At 68.2% G+C, this 20,688-nt stretch carries 20 protein-coding genes; 12 read left to right on the top strand and 8 right to left on the bottom strand.

What is annotated here, in order from left to right; genetic code table 11:
• The first annotated feature begins 14 nt into the window (after positions 1-14).
• Positions 15-734, top strand: coding sequence for an SDR family NAD(P)-dependent oxidoreductase (locus E0H73_RS33510; protein ID WP_131363203.1), 720 nt, complete (start codon positions 15-17; stop codon positions 732-734).
• Positions 731-1,762: an S-adenosylmethionine:tRNA ribosyltransferase-isomerase gene (locus E0H73_RS33505; protein ID WP_131363202.1), complete on the top strand. Its 1,032-nt coding sequence runs from the start codon at positions 731-733 to the stop codon at positions 1,760-1,762. Before E0H73_RS33510 ends, E0H73_RS33505 begins: the two co-directional genes overlap by 4 nt.
• Positions 1,763-1,960: 198 nt before the next feature.
• Here the strand turns inward: E0H73_RS33505 and E0H73_RS33500 are convergent, their stop codons facing one another.
• Positions 1,961-2,563, bottom strand: a complete 603-nt coding sequence (locus E0H73_RS33500) for a TetR/AcrR family transcriptional regulator (protein WP_131363201.1) — start codon at positions 2,561-2,563, stop codon at positions 1,961-1,963.
• A gap of 45 nt (positions 2,564-2,608) precedes the next feature.
• On the opposite strand from E0H73_RS33500, the gene E0H73_RS33495 reads away from it, so the two are divergent.
• Entirely contained in the window at positions 2,609-3,025 is a 417-nt protein-coding gene (locus E0H73_RS33495; RefSeq protein WP_131363200.1) for a PPOX class F420-dependent oxidoreductase, read from the top strand.
• On the opposite strand, the gene E0H73_RS33490 is transcribed toward E0H73_RS33495, so the two are convergent.
• Both E0H73_RS33490 and E0H73_RS33485 read right to left on the bottom strand, forming a co-directional pair.
• Positions 3,022-3,762 carry a rhomboid family intramembrane serine protease gene (locus tag E0H73_RS33490; RefSeq protein WP_131363199.1) on the bottom strand — a complete coding sequence of 247 codons (741 nt, stop codon included), beginning with the start codon at positions 3,760-3,762 and terminating at the stop codon, positions 3,022-3,024. The two genes, E0H73_RS33495 and E0H73_RS33490, sit on opposite strands and share 4 nt — an antisense overlap.
• A gap of 63 nt (positions 3,763-3,825) precedes the next feature.
• The gene (locus E0H73_RS33485; protein ID WP_131363197.1) at positions 3,826-4,368 is read right to left on the bottom strand and encodes a peptidylprolyl isomerase; all 543 of its coding nucleotides are present in this window, start codon (positions 4,366-4,368) and stop codon (positions 3,826-3,828) included.
• 249 nt (positions 4,369-4,617) lie between these two features.
• Between E0H73_RS33485 and E0H73_RS46150 the strand changes: the two genes are divergently transcribed.
• A complete protein-coding gene (locus E0H73_RS46150) occupies positions 4,618-5,496 on the top strand; it encodes a hypothetical protein (protein ID WP_165555923.1) in 879 nt (292 codons plus the stop codon).
• An 85-nt stretch (positions 5,497-5,581) separates the two neighbouring features.
• On the opposite strand, the gene E0H73_RS33480 is transcribed toward E0H73_RS46150, so the two are convergent.
• The gene (locus E0H73_RS33480; protein ID WP_131363195.1) at positions 5,582-5,938 is read right to left on the bottom strand and encodes a hypothetical protein; all 357 of its coding nucleotides are present in this window, start codon (positions 5,936-5,938) and stop codon (positions 5,582-5,584) included.
• A 186-nt stretch (positions 5,939-6,124) separates the two neighbouring features.
• Complete coding sequence (locus E0H73_RS33475; RefSeq protein WP_131363193.1) at positions 6,125-6,598, bottom strand: methylated-DNA--[protein]-cysteine S-methyltransferase; 474 nt, start codon at positions 6,596-6,598, stop codon at positions 6,125-6,127.
• A gap of 143 nt (positions 6,599-6,741) precedes the next feature.
• Here E0H73_RS33475 and E0H73_RS33470 point away from each other — a divergent pair, with 143 nt between their 5' ends.
• The 3 genes from E0H73_RS33470 to E0H73_RS33460 all read left to right on the top strand — a co-directional run bounded on the left by E0H73_RS33470 (position 6,742) and on the right by E0H73_RS33460 (position 10,741).
• Complete coding sequence (locus E0H73_RS33470) at positions 6,742-7,467, top strand: DUF4328 domain-containing protein (RefSeq protein WP_131363191.1); 726 nt, start codon at positions 6,742-6,744, stop codon at positions 7,465-7,467.
• A gap of 235 nt (positions 7,468-7,702) precedes the next feature.
• Positions 7,703-9,943, top strand: a complete 2,241-nt coding sequence (locus tag E0H73_RS33465; protein ID WP_238164438.1) for a DUF4328 domain-containing protein — start codon at positions 7,703-7,705, stop codon at positions 9,941-9,943.
• 12 nt (positions 9,944-9,955) lie between these two features.
• Positions 9,956-10,741, top strand: a complete 786-nt coding sequence (locus E0H73_RS33460; protein WP_131363188.1) for a sugar phosphate isomerase/epimerase family protein — start codon at positions 9,956-9,958, stop codon at positions 10,739-10,741.
• Here E0H73_RS33460 and E0H73_RS33455 read toward each other — a convergent pair.
• Positions 10,717-11,268, bottom strand: coding sequence for a TetR/AcrR family transcriptional regulator (locus E0H73_RS33455; protein ID WP_131363186.1), 552 nt, complete (start codon positions 11,266-11,268; stop codon positions 10,717-10,719). The genes E0H73_RS33460 and E0H73_RS33455 overlap by 25 nt on opposite strands.
• Positions 11,269-11,361: 93 nt before the next feature.
• Between E0H73_RS33455 and E0H73_RS33450 the strand changes: the two genes are divergently transcribed.
• A complete protein-coding gene (locus E0H73_RS33450) occupies positions 11,362-12,507 on the top strand; it encodes an FAD-dependent oxidoreductase (protein ID WP_131363184.1) in 1,146 nt (381 codons plus the stop codon).
• 34 nt (positions 12,508-12,541) lie between these two features.
• On the opposite strand, the gene E0H73_RS33445 is transcribed toward E0H73_RS33450, so the two are convergent.
• A complete protein-coding gene (locus E0H73_RS33445) occupies positions 12,542-13,543 on the bottom strand; it encodes a LacI family DNA-binding transcriptional regulator (protein ID WP_131363182.1) in 1,002 nt (333 codons plus the stop codon).
• Between the two features lie 125 nt (positions 13,544-13,668).
• Between E0H73_RS33445 and arfA the strand changes: the two genes are divergently transcribed.
• From arfA to E0H73_RS33425, 4 genes are all read left to right on the top strand, one after another.
• Positions 13,669-15,171 (top strand): arabinosylfuranosidase ArfA, encoded by a 1,503-nt coding sequence (gene arfA, locus E0H73_RS33440; RefSeq protein ID WP_131363181.1) that lies wholly within the window; start codon positions 13,669-13,671, stop codon positions 15,169-15,171.
• 26 nt (positions 15,172-15,197) lie between these two features.
• A complete protein-coding gene (locus tag E0H73_RS33435) occupies positions 15,198-17,420 on the top strand; it encodes a family 43 glycosylhydrolase (RefSeq protein ID WP_238164437.1) in 2,223 nt (740 codons plus the stop codon).
• A gap of 35 nt (positions 17,421-17,455) precedes the next feature.
• A complete protein-coding gene (locus E0H73_RS33430; protein WP_131363179.1) occupies positions 17,456-18,358 on the top strand; it encodes a glycoside hydrolase family 43 protein in 903 nt (300 codons plus the stop codon).
• A 344-nt stretch (positions 18,359-18,702) separates the two neighbouring features.
• Complete coding sequence (locus tag E0H73_RS33425) at positions 18,703-19,608, top strand: hypothetical protein (RefSeq protein WP_131363177.1); 906 nt, start codon at positions 18,703-18,705, stop codon at positions 19,606-19,608.
• A 44-nt stretch (positions 19,609-19,652) separates the two neighbouring features.
• On the opposite strand, the gene E0H73_RS33420 is transcribed toward E0H73_RS33425, so the two are convergent.
• Positions 19,653-20,591 (bottom strand): hypothetical protein, encoded by a 939-nt coding sequence (locus E0H73_RS33420; protein WP_131363175.1) that lies wholly within the window; start codon positions 20,589-20,591, stop codon positions 19,653-19,655.
• Between the last annotated feature and the right edge of the window lie 97 nt (positions 20,592-20,688).

Raw genomic sequence — 20,688 nt, 5'->3', positions numbered from 1 at the left:
TGACAGTGGCGGACATGACACCTGAATCCGCCAACCGTCCTGTCGCTCTCGTCACCGGCGCGTCCGCCGGCCTCGGACTCGCGCTGGCGCACGGCCTGGCCGACCGCGGCTGGGCGCTGGTGATCGACGCCCGCGGCGCCGACGCCCTCAAGGACGCGGCCGACGCGCTGGCCGGCCGCACCGACGTGGTCCCGCTGGCGGGCGACATCACCGACCCCGAACACCGTGCCGACCTGGTCGATGCCGTCGCCGAGCTCGGCCGGCTCGACCTACTGGTCAACAACGCCAGCTATCTCGGCCCGAGTCCCCTGCAGCAGTTGGATGCCGCAGACCTCGACGAACTGCGCCGCGTCTATGAGGTCGACGTCATCGCGCCGATCGCACTGGCGCAGGCACTGCTGCCCGCACTCACTACAGCAGCCGGTGTGCTGCTCAACATCAGCTCCGACGCCGCGGTCGAGGCGTACGAAGGCTGGGGCGGCTACGGCTCGGCCAAGGCCGCGCTCGACCACGCCAGCCGAGTGCTGGCCGCCGAGCACCCCTCGCTTGCTGTGTACGCCGTCGATCCGGGCGACCTCCGGACGGCGATGCACCAGGCCGCGTTCCCCGGTGAGGACATCTCGGACCGGCCTGAGCCGGCGACCGTAGTACCGGCATTTCTTCAACTGCTGGACAGCCGGCCGGCGAGTGGACGGTACCGAGCAGCCGACTTCGCCGCGGCGGTGGCGCCGTGACGGTCCATCCACAGACTCACTTCGTCCTGCCCGATTCGCTGAACGCCTCCGAACCACCCGAGGCCAGAGGGCTCTCGCGGCATCAGGTGAAGCTGCTGGTCGCGGAGGGGTCGACCATCACGCACACCCGGTTCGACCGGATCGGTGAACATCTGCGGCCTGGTGACCTGCTGCTGGTGAACACTTCCGGCACACTGCCCGCGGCAGTGGACGGCTCGTGGATCACCGGCGCCGGGGTGGCACCTGTCGTCGTGCACTTCTCCACCGCGCTCGACGACGGCACCTGGGTCGTCGAACTCCGTAGCAACCGCGCACCGATGCTCGGAGGTACGGCGGGCGACCAGGTGGAAATGCCCGAGGGCGTGCTGACGCTGCTGGCGCCGTACCAGTCGGAGTCCAACCGTCTGTGGCGTGCCAAGCCGCCGGTGGCCGACGTGCTTGGCTATCTGACTCGGCACGGCCGGCCGATCAGTTACAGCTACGTCGGGAAGCGTTGGCCGCTGGCGTCGTACCAGACTGTCTTTGCCCGCGAGCCTGGTAGTGCGGAGATGCCCAGCGCCGCAAGGCCGTTCAGCTTCGAGCTGGTGAGTCACCTCGCAGCGCAGGGCGTTCTGATCGCACCGATCCTGTTGCACTGCGGTGTCTCGTCCCTGGAGAGCCACGAACCACCGCTGCCCGAGCGGTACGACGTACCAGAGCACACCGCGCGCCTCGTCAACTGGGTCAGGGCCAACGGCGGTCGCGTGATCGCCGTCGGCACCACCGCGGTCCGAGCCATCGAGTCAGCCGTCACCCAAGAGGGCACAGTCAGCCCGTCAAACGGCTGGACGGATCTTGTCCTCGGCCCGGACCACCCGTCGCGCGTTGTCGACGGCCTGATCACGGGGATGCACGCCCCGGAGGCCTCGCATCTCCTCCTGCTGGAGTCGGTCGCCGGGCCCGACGCCGTCCAGCGTGCCTACACCGCCGCCCTGAATGAGCACTACCTCTGGCACGAGTTCGGCGACGTTTGCCTGCTGCTGCGTTGACGGCGGCGGCAGATACCGCTCGTTGCCCGGGCGGGCCCGTTTGTCCACTGCGCGTGGGCTCATGTGGATGTCCTTACCAGTTCTGGTCCCCCGTCGGGACGTCACCTGATTAGACGAGCATCCGGGCCCGCCTGTCATCTGGATTCAGACAACCGAAGGAAAGTTGTGGCCTAGGCCGATTGATTGCGATTTGAACGGTCAGCTCGCGTAGCCGTGCAGGAAGGCGTGGACTCCGGTGGTGACGGCCTCGGTGATCTCGTCCGGCGTCATCGGTCCGCCGCGGTACGACGGGTTGGCGCCGGAGATGAGGAGGGAGAAGTGCAGAGCCGCCCGCAGCGGGTCGTCGATCCGCAGCAGGCCGTCGGCTGCGAAGACGGCCAGTCGTACGGCGAGAGCACGTCGTACGGCGAGAGGTCCGGCTTCCTGCCAGGCGTCAACGGCTTCCTGGGGGATGTGACCGGCCTCGGCGTTGACCTGGCGGACGAGTGCCGAGTGCTCGGCGTAGTCCGGCATCGGCGTACGCCAGTGGATGCCGAAGGCAACCAGGTCGGCCTCGAGGTCGGTGACGTGACTGAGGTGCTGCTCGATGATCGCGAGCTGGGCGGCGGCGACCCGCGTCGCGCTCTCCTGGATCACCGCCCGGAACAGCCCGGCCTTGTCGCCGAAGTGGTTGTAGAGCGTGCGGCTCGAGACGCACGCCTCGGCCGCGATCACGTCGATGCTCGCCCGCGCGTACCCGTCCCGCGCGAACACGGTCAACGCACCGGCCAGCACCTCCTGCCGCTTCCCGGCCTGTGGCATGGTGTCTCCTGGCGTAGTTACAACGACCGTTGTACTTTAGCAGGTATGGCATTCACGACAGAAGAACTGGCGTACCTGAAGTCCCAGCCACTGGCCCGGCTCGCCACCGTCGGCCCGGACGGTCAGCCGGACGTCGTACCGGTCGGATTCGAGTACGACGGCCACTATTTCTACGTCGGCGGGGTCGACCCGGCGAAGACGCGCAAGGTCCGCAACGTCGAAGCCGGCCACGAACAGGTGGCACTCGTCATCGACGACCTGGTCTCGACCAACCCGTGGTCACCGCGCTTCCTCCGCGTCTACGGCACGGCCGAGGTCGTCAAGCGGGACGGCCGCTTCGGCGACGGCACGTACCTGCGGATCACGCCGACCACCACCTGGAGCTGGCACCTCGACGGCCGGCCGGTCAACCACGACCAGGAGGAGTTCGGCCCGCGGCGGACCGACCACACGGCCGTCTAGGTGCGGGCTTTGCTGCGGCGGTGTTTGGTGATCTGCAGGAAGATCCAGGCAACGGCCGCGCCGGTGACGAACCCGCCGAGGTGACCTTCCCAGGAGATGTTCGGGATGGTGAACGAGATGACCGCCGTGATCGCCACGTAGGCGATGATCCAGGTGATGTCGAGGCCGCGGGCCCGGCTGATCACGAGCATCGCCCCGACCAGACCCAGTACGGCGCCGGACGCGCCCAGCGTCGCGGAGACCGGGGAGGCCAGCATCCACACCGCCACGCTGCCGCCGAGTGCGGACAGCAGGTAGAGGATCGAGAACCGGAGCCGGCCGAGCATCTGCTCCAGCGGCGGACCGAGCTGCCAGAGCATGAACAGGTTCGAGAAGATGTGGAAGATCTGCACGTGGGTGAAGGCCGACGTGAGCAGCCGCCACGGCTCGGAATCCACCAGGAACGGGACCAGCACCAGGTCGTTGACGACCCGGCTGCTGCCGGTGCGCACGGCGATGAAGACCAGAACGTTGAGCGCCAGGAGCACGATCGTGACGATCTGCCCGTTGACGCGGGCGACACCGCCGAGCGACGTCCGGGTGCGCGGGACCGACTTCACGCCTTCGTTGAAGCAACTCGGGCACTGGAAGCCGATAGAGGCGCTGTTCATGCACTGCGGGCAGATCGGCCGGTCACAGCGCTGGCACCGGACCCCGGCGGGCCGATCCGGGTGCCGGTAGCAAACGGTCTCGGTCACGCGGGTGGGTTCCTCCCAAGAGGCGCGGAGGGCCGGGCGCGACGGCCCGGCCCACCGCGGAAATCAGGCGTTCTTGCGCTCGATGGTGACGCTGTTGATCACGATCGGCTCGATCGGCCGGTCGCCGGGTGCGGTCTTCGCGGTCGCGATCGCGTCGACGACCTTCTTCGACTCGTCGTCGGCGACCTCACCGAAGATCGTGTGCTTGCGGTTCAGGTGCGGCGTCGGGACCACGGTCACGAAGAACTGCGAGCCGTTGGTGCCGCGGCCGAACTGGATGCCGGCGTTCGCCATCGCGAGCAGGTACGGCCGGTCGAACTGCAGTTCCGGGTGGATCTCGTCGTCGAACGAGTACCCCGGCGAGCCGGTGCCGGTGCCGAGCGGGCAGCCGCCCTGGATCATGAATCCGTCGATCACCCGGTGGAAGGTCAGGCCGTCGTAGAACCGCGCGGTGCTCGGCGCGCCGGTCTGCGGGTCGGTCCATTCCTTGGTGCCCTCGGCCAGGCCGACGAAGTTGCTGACCGTCTTCGGCGCGTGGTTGGGGAACAGCCTGATGACGACGTCACCCTTCGTCGTCTGCAGGGTCGCGTACAGCTCTTCGGCCACGGGTGTTCACTCCTCATCAGAAACGGCTTACCCCTCGATCCTGTCATGTGAGTCCAACCGGACGCGGAGCGGCTGGCCGGCAGTGTGATCGAACCGGCCGGTAGTGGGTACAGGAAGGCCGGTTTGTCGGCTGGGTACGTCGTACGATGCAAACCAGAGCGGAAATGTCCAGATCCGTATCAGCACAGCGTCCATGTCGCCGATGGGCCGGAACGCCGTCCGGGGACGGACGGCACCGAGGAGGGAATCGTGGGTTCGAGGAAGACCAAGGGCCGGGTGGAGACCGCGAAGGGCAAGGTCAAGCCACTCGCCGAGTCGGCGTCGGAGAAGATCGGGCCGGCTGTCGGCCAGGTCCGCGAGCACCTCGGGCCGGCCGTGGGCACCGCACGGGAGAAGGTGTCGCCGTACGCCGAGAAGGCCGTCGAGCGCGGCGCCCACTACGCCGGAGTCGCGGTGGAGAAGGCAAGTCCGATGATCGACGACGCGCTGGCGAAGGTCGGCCCGGCCACCGAGCAGGCCGCCGAGAAGGCGCGCGAGCGGTTCAACGACGACGTACTGCCGAAGGTGACCGCCGCGCTGGCGTCGCTGGCGGCCGCGGCCGAGCCGGTCGTGCAGGAGACCTCGCGCCGGGGCAGGGCCACCAAGGCCGCGCTCAACGGTGAGATCGACGCGCCGAAGAAGAAGAGCCACAGGCTCCGCAAGGTCGTGCTGTTCCTGGGCTTCGGGGCCCTGGCGGCGGCGGCCGTGAAGAAGCTGCTGACCCCGCCGGAGCCGGCCTGGCAGTCGACCCCGACGAGCGGCCGCGACTACAGCTCCGCCCCGGCCGGTACGACGTCCCGTCCGGACACCGCCGCGTCGTCGAACGGCAAGACGGACACGCCTGAGACGGACACGGCCAAGACGGACACGGCCAAGACGGACACGGCCAAGACGGACACGGCCAAGACGGACACGGCCAAGGCGGAGTCGCCGAAGGTCGACGGTCCGAAGGTCGAGTCGAAGCCGGAGCCCGCCAAGCCGACTGAGGAGAAGACTGACGACACCGAGGTCAACGCGGCGGCCAACGGCACCACGAAGAAGGCGGCCACGCCGCGGAAGACGAGCAACCCGAAGCCGTCCGACTCCTGACAAACACACCGCAACGGCGAAGGCCGCGAACCCCGGCTGGGGTTCGCGGCCTTCGTTTTGCTGACGGCGCCTTGCGCGTACGGCGTCAGTTCGGTCGCGGATCCTGGTCATCGGCGTGCTGCTCGCCCTGCTCATCGTGCTCGTCGTCATGGTCCGGCTTGGTCATCGTGTAGCGGCCGGCCGACAGGAGCTGGGTGGCATAGCGGTGCGTGATGCACGGATAGGTGCCGCCGCAGTGCAGGCAGACGGCATCGTTGCGGTGTAGCCAGGGCAGGACGCCGAAGCGCTTGACCCAGGTCAGTGGTTCGCGGTCGGGGGCGTGCAGTTGCAGGGCCGAGCGGGCCGCGTTCTGGATCTCAGGCGCGGACCATTCCTCGGCACTCTTGTCCATCAGTGCGCTCAGGTCGGGGTGGAGGTGTGCGGTGGAGCGGGTTTTGGTCATCTATGCGTCTTCCGGGGCAGGGTTGGTGACGACTGAATCGCTCGCTTCAAGCGTGACGATCCGATCGCTGTTAGCAACGGTAGTCCTCCAGTAGCCCTTACCGCGCTTTCGCACGCGTCGCCCGGTGTCAGATCTTCGTCAGGTTTCGCAGCGTGCCGACGGTGTGTCTGATCGTGTGCCTGATCGTCAGGTCCACAGCGTCTCGAGAGCGATCCGTGCCTCGAGCTCGAGCAGGTGCCGTTTCAGCGGGATCCCGCCGCCGAAGCCGACCATCTTGCCGCCGGCGCCGACGACCCGGTGGCAGGGCATCACGACGGCGATCGGGTTCCGGTTGCAGGCGGTGCCTACGGCCCGGGCGGCTCCCACGTCCCCGACGATCTTGGCGACCTCGCCGTACGTCTGCATCTCGCCGTACGGGATCCGGCAGAGCTGCGCCCAGACGGCGCGCTCGAACTCGGAGCCGCCGCGGACCGAGAGCGGCACGGTGAACTCCTGCAGTTCGCCGGCGAAGTACGCCTTCAGTTGCTCCTGGGTCTCCGTCAGCAGCGGATCGGTCTCGAGGGGCCGGTCGGCGCGCCCGAAATGCAACCGGCACAGCCCGGCCTCGTCGACGGCCAGGGAGAGGTCGCCGATGGGTGAATCGACCACGGACCAGCGCATGCCACCCATCTTCGCGCCGGGCACCGACAGTTTCCGGCGGAATTGCGACGGATACCGACACCACCGGCGACGGATACCGACACCAGCGGGTCCGCGACGTGATGTCCTCGCCCGGTCACGCGGTGTTGTGCTATTTCTGATCCATGCCGAGCCAGGCGCAGCAGCCGCCGCTGGACCGCTGGTTCAGCTCAGAGCGCGCGATGGGGCTGGCCGCGTCGATCCTGATCGGTGTGGTCACGGCCACCACCTGGGCCACCGCCTGGTCCGACTGGTACTCGTTCCAGACACTCAAGGAGTACGGCGACGACCCGGATCAGCTGGCCGAGGCCGATCTGATCTCCGGCTCGCTCGGTATCGTCTCGGCGCTGGCGCTGCTGGCAGCGGCGGCGGTGTTCATCGTCTGGTTGTGGCGGGTCCGGTGGAACGCGGAGATGTTCTGCCGCGGCGAGCACCGGTTCACCCGGGGCTGGGTGCTCGGCAGCTGGATCTGCCCGGTGGTGAACCTCTGGTACCCCAAGCAGGTCGTCGACGACATCGTCGCGGCCAGCGACCCGCGGACCCCGCCGCAGACGCTGTCGCTGAAGACCATCCCCGGCACCCAGTTGGTGTGGGCCTGGTGGCTGACCTGGGTGGTCGGACTGGTGACGGGCAACATCGTGCAGCGCGGTGTGCTCGGCGGCGCGACCGAGGTCGGGCAGTTGCGGACGAACGTGATCCTGTCCAGCATCTCCGCCCTGTTCACGACCGCGGCCGCCGTTCTCGGGGTGATCCTGATCCAGCGGATCGACGAGTTGCAGACGCAGCGGCCGTGGGTGCCGTGGTGGGCGGCCGGCCAGCAGGAGACCGGCTTCCAACCTCCTGCGCGGTAAACCAAACCGTCACGCAGGGTCGAATGCCTCGTTACAAGAGGTGATGGGCGGACGAAAAGAACACGTTAAGTCGATACCCTCTGTGCTGGGACCGACTGCACACGCGTACCTACTTCGTGGTATCAATGTGGCTCGGTCATGCGGGGGCAGGATTTGGCCGAGACGCCGAACAGACGGAGTTCCAGCAACGCGAGGGACGCACGACGTGAGCCACCCGCAGCCAGCAGTCCTTGTCTTGTCCTCCCCAGATCAGGAAGATTGGCAGCCGCACGCAGCCGAGGAGTTCCAGCACGTAGGGACGGTCGGCAAGCTCGCCATCGGTCTACTCGGAGCCTCCACGATCACCCACCTGCTGTCCACCTGGTCGGACTGGAACACCTACGGCGTCGTCCACCGCTACCTCGGCGGGATGCCGAACGTCGATGACGCGGACCTGAACCGCGCCGACGCGATCGCCAAGGTCACCGCGGTCCCGAACGTGATCATCTCCGTCGCCGCCGCGGTCGTCTTCGTCATCTGGTTGTGGCGGGCCCGGGTCAACTCCGAGGTCTTCTGCCAGGCCGACCATCGCCGCAGCCACGGCTGGGTGCTGGCCAGCTGGTTCTGTCCCGGACCGAACCTGTGGTATCCCAAGCAGATCGTCGACGACGTCTGGCTGGCGAGCGATCCGAAGACCCCGGTGTACGCCGATGACCTGCGCCGGTTCAGGACTCCCGCTCTCACGTCCGTGTGGTGGGTGGCCTGGATTGGCGCACTCGCGTTCGACGTGGTCGTCCGCCGGTTCCTGATGTGGATGGAAGCGACCGTCGGGTCGCTGCGCGGTATCGCCCTGGCCGGTACGGCGTCGCTGGTGCTGACCGCGGTGTCGGCGGTCGCCGCGACGATGGTGATCCGCCGGATCAACACCATGCAGACCACCCGCGAGTGGGTGCCGTGGTGGGACCAGCGCGAGCCGAAGCTGATGGCGGTGCCGACGTACGCGAACGACGACACCGACGAGCAGCCCGCCATCTCCGAGCCGATCGCGGCCTCGGCAATTCCTCCGGCGGCGCGCCGGCGGGAGCTGCAGATGGCCGGTGGCGGTATGGCCAGTGGCGGTCCGGCTGCCAACCCGTTTGCGCCGGCCCCTGCAGGCTTCCCGGGTGACGGTGCTGCGGCGGGCGACTTCCCCGTCGGCAGCAGCCCGTTCGCCGCAGGTCCGGCAGCGCCGGCCGCGTTCGGTGGTGACGCGCCCGTCGAGGAGGCTCCGAAGTGGAGCCCGTTCGCCCCGGTCGTGGAGAGCTGGCAGAACGAGGACGTCGACAGCGGTCCGGCCACTGAGCAGTTCAACGCGGTGGAGACCTGGCGGGACGAGCAGCCGGCCCAGCAGACCAGCTACGAGCCGGAGCCGGGTCCGCGGACGAGCTGGAGCGACTACCTGGGCGCCGGCGGCAGCGACGACGCGCTGTCGAGCAGCCCGCAGCCGAGCAGCCCGCAGCCGAGCAGCCCGCAGCCGAGCAGTTGGCGCGACGAGACTCCGCCGCTGACCGTCGTCGAGCCCGAGCCGTACAGCTACCAGCCGCAGCAGCCGGCCCAGCCGGAGCCGTCCTGGGCCGCCAACTACTCCGAGCCCTACACGTACGACAGCACTTCGGACTACCTCACCCAGACGACCTCCCCGGTGGAGGCCGAACCCGCACCCGAGCCTGAGCCCGCGCCAGTTGCGCGCGCCGGCCGCCGGGCCGCTCGGGTCGCGGTGGACAGCCCGTCGGCGATCGAGCAGCCGACGGTCGCCTCGCACTCGGTGCACGCGCCGTCCGCGCACACGATGCCGTCGTCGCACGTGTCGGGCTCCTCCGGCTACTACGAGCCGTCGGCACCGGCCCTCGGGCAGCAGCAACAGGACGACTTCCTGACCCCGTCCAAGCCGCTCCCGCCGGTCCCGTCGTACGGACCCGAGCCGTCCTACACGCCGGAGCCGACGTACACGCCCGAGTCGTCGTACAGCCCGGAGCCGACGTACACGCCGGAGCAGACCAGCTACACGTCGGACTACAACTCGTCGTACGACGACTCGTCCTCGAGCTACCAGACGTCGTACGAGCCGGCCTCGGACTACTCGTCGTACAGCTCGGAATACACGAGCACCAGCAACTACGAGTCGACCGAGTACGGCTACAGCAACAGCAGCCCGGCGTCGGACTACTCGAGCAGCAGCTACGAGACGCCGTCGTACGACTCCTACAGCCCGACGTCGTACAGCGGGTCGGAGTACAGCACGGAGTACAGCGGCAGCACCGAGTCCTACGAGACCTACAGCCCGAACTACGCGACGGAGTCCTACGGGTCGCCGTACACCTCGGACTACTCGCAGGCCGAGCAGCAGCCGTCGGAGTACCAGCAGCAGGCGTACTACACCCCGGAGCAGCAGCAGCCGGAGCAGGAGCCTGAGCAGCCCACCACGCCACGCACTCACCCGCGGCGACGCTGGGTCTGATCTGATAGCGGTATGAGATTCGCCTTCTCCACGCTCGGCTGCCCCGGAGCACCACTCGACCACGTCCTGGAACTTGCCAAAGGCAACGACAATTCCGGCCTGGAGCTGCGGACCGCGCCGGACGAGTTCACCAACACCGTTCTGAGTACGTCGGAACGCCGTGAGCTGCGGACCCGGATCGAGGACGCGGGCCTGGAGATCCTTGCCGTCAGCAGCTACGTGAAGCTCTGCGCGGTCGAGGACCAGCCACTCGAGGCGCACCTGGAGCTCGCCGCCGACCTCGGCGCCCGCGGCGTCCGGGTCTTCCCCGGCGATGTCGACAGCGGTACGACGGATGGCCCCAGCGCCGGTGAGATCAGGGCGCTCGACCGGGTCACCTCCGCTCCCCGGGACGCGCAGATCCTGCTGGAGACCCACGACTCGCACTCGGCCGGCCGGAAGATGGCCGCGTTGCTCACGCTGCTCGACAACGACGTTCCCGGCCACAACGTCAAGGTGATCTGGGACAGCGCGCACACCTGGTCGCACGGTGAGACCCCGGCCGAGGCGTACGAACTGTTGAAGCCGTGGATCGAGTTCGTGCAGATCAAGGACAGCGACTCGAGCCAGGACTACCGCCCGGTCGCGATGGGCGCCGGCGACTACCCGATCCGGGACCTACTGCAGGTCCTCGACGGCACGGACTACCCGCTGTCCCTCGAGTGGGAACTGAAATGGCACCCACAGCTCCCGCCGCTGGAGGAGGCCCTTCCGGCCACGCAGGCTTGGCTGGATCAGGGCGCCGACGACGTCAGGTAGCGCGTGATGGTCGGGCCGAGCCACGCGGCCACCTCATCGTGGGACATCGTGGCGATCGGCGCGATTCCGAGGATGTAGCGGCAGAGCGCGAACCCGAGGGTCTGACTCGCGACCAGGCCGGCCCGGACGGCCGGCTCCTCGACGGCGAGAGCGCGCAACGTCGGCGCGAGTTGCGCCGCGAAGATGCCGCGCATCCGGTCGGCCGCGGCCTCGTTCGTGACCGATGAACGCAGCAACGCCAGGAGGGTGTCGTCGCCCTCCCATCGGGTGACGAAGTGCCGCACCAGCGCGTCGCCGAGTTCCTCGGGCGGCAGGTCGCGCAGGTCGGGCAGCCGGAGATCGAACTCGGCGGCCGCCGCGAACAGCTTCTCCTTGTTGCCGAAGTACCGCATCACCATCGCCGGGTCGATCGCCGCGTCCGCCGCGATCGCCCGGATCGTGGCCCGCTCGTACCCGTCCGCGCCGAAGCGCTCCCGGGCCGCCGCGAGGATCGCCGCCCGGGTCCGGTCCGACTTCCGTTCCGCCATGCCCCCAGCATATGCCAACACTTGTTGACTTTTCTCCTGGGCGCTCCTACAGTAAAAGTCAACAAGCGTTGATAAACCTCGGAAGGAGCAACGATGACTCCGGAGCGTACGGATGTCGTGGTGGTGGGTGCGGGTCCGGTCGGGCTCGCGGTGGCGGCCGGCTTGCGGCTGCAGGGGCACTCGGTGGTCGTGATCGACCGGCAGGCCGAGGGGGCGAACACCTCCCGGGCCTGCGTGATCCACCCGCGGACGCTGGAGATGCTGGATCAGATCGGCGTCACCAAGCGCCTGGTCGAGCTGGGCCTGGAGTTGGAGGACTTCGCCGTACGCGATGGTGACCGACGGCTCGTCCCGGTCGGCTTCGGCGACCTACCGACGGACTACCCGTTCATCGTGATGCTCCCGCAGTACCTCACCGAGCGGGTTCTGCTGGAGCGGCTCGAGGAGCTCGGCGGTTCGGTACTTCGTCCGTACGCGGCAACCGGCCTGACCCAGACCGCGGACGGCGCCGAGGTGACCCTGGACAGCGGCGACGTGATCAAGGCGCGGTACGTCGTTGCCGCCGACGGCATGAACAGCACGATCCGCGAGCTGGCCGGACTGCGGATGCCGGGCAACACGCTGCAGTTGTCCTGCAGCCTGGTCGACGTCCGCGTCGACGGCGGACTGCCGGTCGACGAGGTCGCGTTGTACTTCTCCCACGCCGGGCTGCTCGTGGTCGCGCCACTGCCGGACGGTTCGTTCCGGCTGGTCGCCGAGGTGGGTGACGCGCCGGAGCACCCGGACGCGGCGTACGCGCAGCAGTTGCTGGTCGGCCGCGGTCCGCGCAAGAGCGCACCGAAGGTCACCGAGGTGATCTGGGGTTCCCGGTTCCGGATCCACGAACGGGTGGCCGATGAGTACCGCGCCGGACGGGTGCTGCTGGCCGGCGACGCCGCGCACACTCACAGCCCAGCGGGTGGGCAGGGCATGAACCTCGGTCTGCGGGACGCGATGGTCCTGGCCGACGCGCTCTCTGTCGCGTTGACCCGCGACGATGAGTCGGAGCTCGACGCCTATGCCACCAACAGCCGCGCCGAGGCCGTCCGGGTGATCGGGCTGGCCCACCGGCTGACTCGGCTGGCGAACCTCCCTCGCCCGTTGCGCCCGGTCCGCAACGCTGTCCTCGGTCTGGCCGGCCGTCGGGAGAAGGTGCAGGTCGCCTTCGCGAAGCAGCTTGCCGGCTTCCCCGATCGCTGATCAGCCCCGATCGCTGATCAGCCCCGGCCGCTGATCAGCCGGCGGTCGTCTCGCGGATCTCCAACGTGTACGGAACGGTGAGGTCGCGGCGTGCGGCCTCACCGTTGCCGGAGATCCGCTCCAGCAGCAGATCGACCGCGTTGCGCGCCAGCCACTCCTTGTCCGGCGAGATCGTGGTCAACGACGGCGAGTGGTACCGGCCGTCCTCGATATCGTCGAAGCCCACGACCGCGACGTCCCCCGGCACCGACAGGCCCACGTCGGCCAGCGTTCGCAGCGCGCCGAGCGCGAGCAGGTCGTTGAAACAGAACACCGCATCCGGTCGCCCGGGCAACGCGAGCAGTTCACGCATCGAGGCCGCGCCGTCGTCGCGGTGATAGCCGGTCCCGGCCAGCTCGAGCGCCGGGTCGTGCGGCAATCCCGCCGCCTTCAGGGCCTTCCGGTATCCCTTCCGCCGGACCGCTCCGGTGCCTGCTCCCCCGCCGACCCCGATCGCCGCGATCCGCCGCCGGCCGATCGAGATCAGGTGCGTGGTCGCGTCGTACGATGCCTGGACCGAGTCGACCGCGACGTGGTCGAAGGTGCCACCGGCGGGCCGTTCGCCCAGCAGGACAAGGGGTTTCGCCGTACCGGCCGTGCCGATCTTCGCCGGGGCGGTGGTGATCGGAGAGAAGATGATGCCGTCGATCAGTTGCCCGCGCATCCCGTCAAGGACAAGCTTCTCGGCCGCTGCCTCGCCCTCGGTCTGGTCGATCAGCACGGTGATGCCACGCCGCTTCGCCGCCCGGCTGATCGCCGCGCCGAGTTCGGCGAAGTACGGCGAGGCCATCTCGGGGATGGCCAGGGCGATGAAGTCCGACCGGCCCTTGCGCAGCGAGCGGGCGCTGACGTTCGGCTTGTAGTCCAGGGCGGCGATCGCGGCCTCGACCTTCGCCCGGGTGTGCGCGGTGATGTGCGGGTAGTCGTTGATGACGTTCGACACGGTCTTCACCGACACGCCGGCCCGTGCGGCCACGTCGCTCAGCCTGGTCGCCATCCCTACCTCCTGTCACCGCCTGTCGCCTGAGTGTGTCATGCCCGCAGGGGGTGAACCCTTTACACCGGATATCAATCGTTGTAGACATCCACGTTAAACGTTGTAAACACTCGCTGGGAGGCCTCGTGGCACGCCTTGTCGTGGATCGTGCGTTCGTGGTCGGTGCGCTCGACCGGCGTCTGTTCGGCTCGTTCGTCGAGCACATGGGCCGCTGCGTCTACACCGGGATCTACGAGCCCGGCCACGCGACCGCCGACCCGGAAGGCTTTCGCGAGGACGTGCTGGAGCTGGTCCGCGAGCTCGGCGTCACCACGATCCGCTACCCCGGTGGGAACTTCGTCTCGAACTACGACTGGGAGGACGGCGTCGGGCCGAAGGACCAGCGGCCGCGCCGGCTCGACCTGGCCTGGCGGGCGATCGAGCCGAACCAGTTCGGGACCGACGAGTTCGTCGCCTGGGCCGGCAAGGCGGAGGTCGAGCCGATCTGGGCCGTCAACCTCGGCACCCGCGGGATCAAGGAAGCGGTCGAGCTGCTGGAGTACTGCAACCTCCCGGCCGGCACGGAGCTGCCCGATCGCCGGGTCGCCAACGGCCACGAGGCGCCGTACGGCATCAAGGTGTGGTGCCTGGGCAACGAGATGGACGGCCCGTGGCAGATCGGCCACAAGACCGCCGAGGAGTACGCCCGGCTGGCCGAGGAGACCGCGAACGCGATGCGCCGGGTCGAGCCCGGTCTCGAACTGGTCGCGTGCGGCTCGAGCAATGCGGGGATGCCGACGTTCGGTGAGTGGGAGCGGGTCGTGCTGGAACGCACGTACGACCTGGTCGACCACATCAGCCTGCACGCGTACTACGAACCGCACGACGGTGACCAGGCCAGCTTCCTCGCGGCGGCCGAAGAGATGGACCGGATGATCTCCTCGGTGGTCGCGACCGCCGATCACGTGAAGGCGCTGAAGCGCAGCGACACGGAGATCACCTTGTCGTTCGACGAATGGAATGTCTGGAATCAGCGGCACTTCCCCGGCGAGCTCGGCCTCGGGATCCGCGAGGTGAGCCCGTTGATCGAGGACACCTACACGGTCGACGACGCGGTGGTGGTCGGCAGCCTGCTGATCACGCTGCTGCGGCACGCCGACCGGGTGAAGATCGCTTGCCTCGCGCAACTGGTCAACGTGATCGCGCCGATCCGGACCGAGCCGGACGGCCGGGCCTGGCGGCAGACCACCTTCCACCCCTTCGCACTGACCGCCCGGTACGCCGGTCCGACCGTTCTGCAGACCGCGATCGGCGACGGACCGGAGATCGACACCGCAGCCTTCGGCCGCATCCCGGCGCTGTGGAGCACAGCGACGTACGACGAGAGCACCGGCGAGACCGCGATCTTCGTGGTGAACCGGAGCGAGACCGACAAGGTCGACCTGGAGATCCCGCTCGGCCGCGGTCTGCGTGTGGTCGAGCACCTGGCCCTGTACGACGACGACCGGGCCGCGGCGAACACCGCGGACGACCCGGACCGGGTGGTGCCCCGGTCCGTCGACGGCACCGAGGTCGTCGACGGGAACTGCACCGCCACGCTGCCGCCCGCGTCGTGGCACCTGATCCGCCTCCGCACCGACGAAGGCTGATGCACCAAACAGAGAGGAACCCGCCCGTGCCTCCGAGAAGATTCCTCGCCGCAGTCTGCGCTGTGGCTGCCCTGGCCGCCGGTACGACGGCCGCCACGGCTGCACCCGACCCCGCGGTGAAGACCACCAACCCGATCACGTCCAGCTTCGCCGACACGTTCGCCGACCCGTCGATCATCCAGGGCCGGGACGGCTACTGGTACGCCTACGCCACCTCCGACCCGCTGGTCGCGAACGGCCCGTTCGGCCTGATGCACATGGCCCGGACCAAGGACTTCGGTTCCTGGGAGTATCTGGGCACCGTCTTCACCGACGCGACCAAGCCGGCCTGGGCCGCGCCCGGTTCGTTCTTCTGGGCGCCCGACATCCGCTACTTCGGCGGCCGGTACGTCATGTACTTCACCGTCACCGACACCACGGCCAACGCCGGCGGCGATCCTGCGATCGGCGTGGCCACCGCCCCGACCCCGACCGGACCGTGGACCGCTACCGACGGACCGGTCGTCGCGCCGAGATCGGACGGGAACGGCGGCTTCCTCGGCACGATCGACCCCGCTCTGCTGACCGCCGCCGACGGCAAGCGGTACCTGTACTACGGCGGCTTCAACGGCGGCATCTCCGTCACCGAACTCTCGCCGGACGGCCTCCACTCGGTCGGTACGCCGACCCAGGTGACCATCGGCGACCGCTACGAGGGCTCGTACGTCGTCTACCGCGACGGCTGGTACTACTTCATGGGCTCGTCGATGAACTGCTGCGCCGGCCCGAGCACCGGCTACTCGGTCTTCGCCGGCCGGTCCCGCTCACCTCGCGGCCCGTTCCTCGACAAGGACGGTGTCGCGCTGACCGACTCGCACGTCGGCGGTACGACGGTCATCACGCAGAACGGCAACAAGTGGATCGGACCCGGCCACCATGCGTTCATCACCGACGCGGCCGGCCAGGACCACATCGTCTACCACGCGATCGACCGCGGTACGCCGTGGCTGACGAACCCGCTCGGCGTCAACCGCCGGCCGATGCTGATCGACCGGATCGACTGGATCGACGGCTGGCCGCGGACCCGAGCCGGTCTCGGCCCGTCCGAGGGCCCGGTGCCCGCGCCGACGACCGGGTCCGGACTCGGGATCGACTCGACCGATCCGGCTGGCGGTCTGGTTGGTGCCGGCCGGCAACCTGGTGATGCTTTGGGCGGACCGACGGCGTCGATTTCCGGTGCTGCGCAGACGCGTCAGTCCGCGCCGGGTGGTTCGCTCCGTGTCGAGGCCGACGTCCTCTTGGGCGGTTCGTTCAGCACGGTGCTCGGCAACGAGGTCGTCGCTACTGTGTCTGGCGGCAAGGTGACGGTTGTGGCGGGACACCGGACTGCTTCGGCCGCGCTGCCGGCCGACTTCGACCGGTCGCAATGGAACAAGCTGAGCGTGCAGGTCTCCGGTACGACTGTGTCTGCTCGGGTGAACGACGCCGGTTTAGGTGACGTGTACGCCGAGGCGCAGCTCGCCGTACCCGGTCTGAAGCTTCGGGCTGCGCCGGTGCGGTGGCTCGGGTCGGCCGAGGTCGACAACCTGACCGTCCGGCCGGTGGCGGAGCCGGTACGACGGATGGCCGACGTACCGCGGACCGGGGAGCTGTTGGCTGGGGACGACTTCTCGTCGGACCTGGGTGACGAGTGGTCGTGGGTGCGTCAGGACGCCAACGCGGTTGTTGCTGATGGCAAGTTATCGTGGCCGTTGGAGAACGCGGACATGGTCGGCAGTGGGAACAACGCGGGGTTGCTGTTCCACCAGACGCCGGCCGGGAACAGTTGGATCGCCGAGACCAAACTGCACCTCGACCTCGGTGCGGACGACGTACGCAACTATCAGCAGGCCGGGATGATCGTCTATCTCAACGACGACGACTTCGCGCGGCTTGGCTCCGTCTCGATCTGGAAGACACGGCAGACGGAGTACGGGCGTGAGTTGGTGGCGCGACCGTCGGATGGTGCGACTACGTACGGTGCGGCGGCGATCGGGCGGTCGGCGTCGACGTTGTGGATGCGGATCGCGTATAGCAAGAACGCTGCTGGTGAGAATGTCTACCGGGCTGGGACTTCGGTGGATGGGAAGAACTGGACGTGGGGTGCGTCGTGGGTGCTGCCTGCGGGGCAGACGCCGAAGCTGGGGTTGTATGCACATGGTGAGTTCACCGGTGCGAACCCGGCGCCGGTGGCGACGTTCGATTATCTGCGGTTCTACGAGAGCAAGTAGTTCGTGCGGTTCTGCGAGAGCACGTAGGGAGACACGTGGGATTCACCAATCCGGTCTACGACGGCAACTTCGCCGACCCAGCCATCATTGCGGTGGGCAACGGCTTCTACGCCTTCGCGACCAACGGTCCGCTGGGGAACGTGCAGACTCTGCGGTCTGCCGACCTGGTGGCGTGGGAGCAGGTCGGCGACGCTCTGCCGTCGTTGCCGGATTGGTCGTCGCCGGGTCGGGTCTGGGCGCCGGAGATTTCGGTGCACGGGCCCGATCGGTACGTCATGTATTACACGACTCACGGGACTGCCTTCGGCCGGCAGTGCATCGGGGTTGCGGTCGCGTCCGAGCCGACAGGTCCATATGTCGACAAATCGTCTGAACCGTTGATTTGTCAGGCAGACGAGGGCGGTTCGATCGACGCGTCGCCGTTCCAGGACTCGTCCGGGCGGCGCTGGCTGTACTGGAAGAACGACGGCAACTCGATCGGCGTCGACACCTGGATCTACGCGTCGGAACTGTCGCCCGACGGTCTTTCGTTGACCGGTCCGGTGCATCGGCTGATCAAGCAGGACCTCCCGTGGGAGGGTGCGCTGGTCGAAGCGCCGTACATGGTGGAACGGTCAGGCGTCTTCCATCTCTTCTACTCGGCGAACGCCTTCGACCGCGCCGAGTACGCCGTCGGTCATGCGCGCTGCTCGTCGCCCACCGGCCCGTGCACGAAGTCCGGCGACCCCATCTTGTCCTCCTCCCCGGACGCCGCTGGGCCTGGCCACAACATGGTCCTCCACCACGGCGGACGCGACTGGTTCGTCTACCACGCCTGGCACCCCGAGTCCCCCGGCACCGACCCCCGCGGCCGAACCATGTGGCTCTCCGAACTCACTTGGCCCGACGAGGTCCCCACCGTCCAACCGCCACTGCGCCACAATCCCCTCACCCCGTAGAAACCCCCGCGCCCGGCACGTTCGCTCCGTCGTCCCTCCTCCGCCGGGCGTCCCACGCGCCCCTCGTACGCGCGCTCCTGCCGTCGCGTGCTCCTCAACGGAAAACACTGTGGTGGCGTGCGATCGAGCCACTTCCGCGACTGCGGACCCGGGAGGGCACGCGAATGGGACGTCCACGGTGATCCAGAGTCTTGGCAAGGTCCAGGGGACGTTCCCTGAGAACTTGTACTTCCGTTGGCGTGGCGTCTTCGATCCGCTCAACGGGGACTGAGGCCGGTTGCAACCTTTTTGGTTGCTCTTGCATCGATGTGTATAGAGGCACTCGAGAGCGGGGAGCGGCTGTGATGCGACGGTTTGTTGGGGGTCTGGCTGGGGCGTCGGTGCTGACTGCTGCGGCGGTGCTTGGGGTGCCGGCTCAGGCGGGTGTAGCGGCCGCGGAGGGAACGGCCGCTGCGTGCAGTCTGGTTGCCGAGTCGATTACGGCGAATGGGACGGACGCCGGCAGTGTGATTACGGCTACCACTCCGCCTGGCAAGAGCGCGACCGGCACCACGCCCGGGATCTATCAGCCCGGCCAGGTGCGGCTCGCGACGACGTTCATCCATGAGCCGAACATCCCGGGCGTGGACGTGTCGGGCTGGGTGGTGCAGGGCGACGGGTTGTACCGCAGCTTCTACTCGACGAACGAGCCGGAGCAAAAGAAGCTCACCCGGATCGGTGGCGGCTGGACGAACTACACCGCGCTGGAGGTGTCGCAGTACGCCGATGTGAACTTCACCGTCTACCGTCAGACCGCCTACGGGTTGCGGAGCGACGGCACGCTGTACCGGTGGAACATCGGCTCGAGTTGGCGCCTCACGGGTTCGGCGACCGGGTTCGGCGCGGTGAAGTCGATGGCGCTCATCAGCAAGACCCCGACGTACGACACGTTCCTGGCGAACCTCCGCGGCGGTTCGCTCTACACCATCCGGATCCCCACCACGGCCCCGATGAAACCGATCGTGAAGCAGGTCCGCGCCGGCACCTGGCAGGGCTTCGAGAAACTGACCGCGACCAAGTGCGGCGTGAACAGCACCCTCCTGCTCGGCATCGACAAGGACACCAAGTCCGGCTACCTGTACGCCGTGGGCCACGCCAACGGCACCGCCACCGTCATCCAGAGCCGCGGCAAGGTCAACGGCACCTTCCCCGACCCCGTCAACTTCCGCTGGGGCGTCGTCGCCGACCTGGACCCACTGAACGGCGACTGACACCAACAGACCGGCCCTGGCACCGGCCGGGCCGGTCTCGTCTGTCAGCTACAGTCCCACCGCACCGCTCCACCGGTGAAGGCGTTCTCGAGCCCGTAGACCTGATGGTTGTCATCGATCCCGGCGGCCCACACACCGTACTCATCCGGATGCTTCTGCTCCAGCTGCCGTTCGACGCCGTCGGGCGTGATCACACTGTGCTCCATCAGCACGGTCCCATCACCCGCAATCGCTACCGGCCGGCCGGCGGCGAACGGCGTACCCGGCTCTCCCGAGCCGAGCACCCACCGCACCGCCTGTCCAGAATCGGTGCCCACGGCAACACCATCACGAACTGCTGTCACCTCGGACGACGACGTCCCCGGCAGCAGCGTGACCGTCCCGTCCGGGAGCCAGTACGCTGCCGACACGACGTCGCCATCCCGGGCGATGACGGACCCTACGACCGTCCCGTCCTCGTCGATGTCGTTGACCGTCACGTCATCGAACCCGTCCGGGACCGGCAGGACGTGCGGCTGATGATCGGCACCCCAGATGACGGCGCGCAACTTCGAGGCATCAGAGTAGGTGACGCCGGCCACGACACCCGTGGTGTTGCTGATGAATCTGGCGACGGCCTGGGTGTAACCCGGCGGTGTCGGCAGGTTCTGCAGGGTGCCATCGTCGTAGATGAAGCTCCTGTAGCTGCCCCTGGTCCTTCCCAGGACCACGAGCTGTCCGGCGTCGTTCACATCCGACGCGAACGTGTACTCGGCGACCATGCCGACGTTCTCGGGTACGCCGTCGATCCACTGCACTGCGGTTTGCCGGTCGGCCGCCGCTTCGGCGCCCCCGGACACGAACCGCCCGCCGGGTGCGACGGCACTCGGGCCGAACGCTGTCAGCTCGGGCAGTGTGGCCATCGGATGTTGTAGGCACTGCTCAGGCGGTGCGGCCGCCGCCGTAGCCACCGGTGCCAGCACCGGGATGCCGAGTGCCAGCACAGCTGATATGGAGTGAGTTCTTGTCAAGTGGCAGGGTGAGGCGCCCGTCCCGGTTGCCGGGGCGGGCGCCTCGTGGCTTGGTCGGGGTTTTGGTCGG

It is taken from the genome of Kribbella pittospori, assembly GCF_004331465.1.
Taxonomy (GTDB): Bacteria; Actinomycetota; Actinomycetes; order Propionibacteriales; family Kribbellaceae; genus Kribbella; species Kribbella pittospori.
This window is presented reverse-complemented; position numbering and strand designations above follow the sequence as displayed.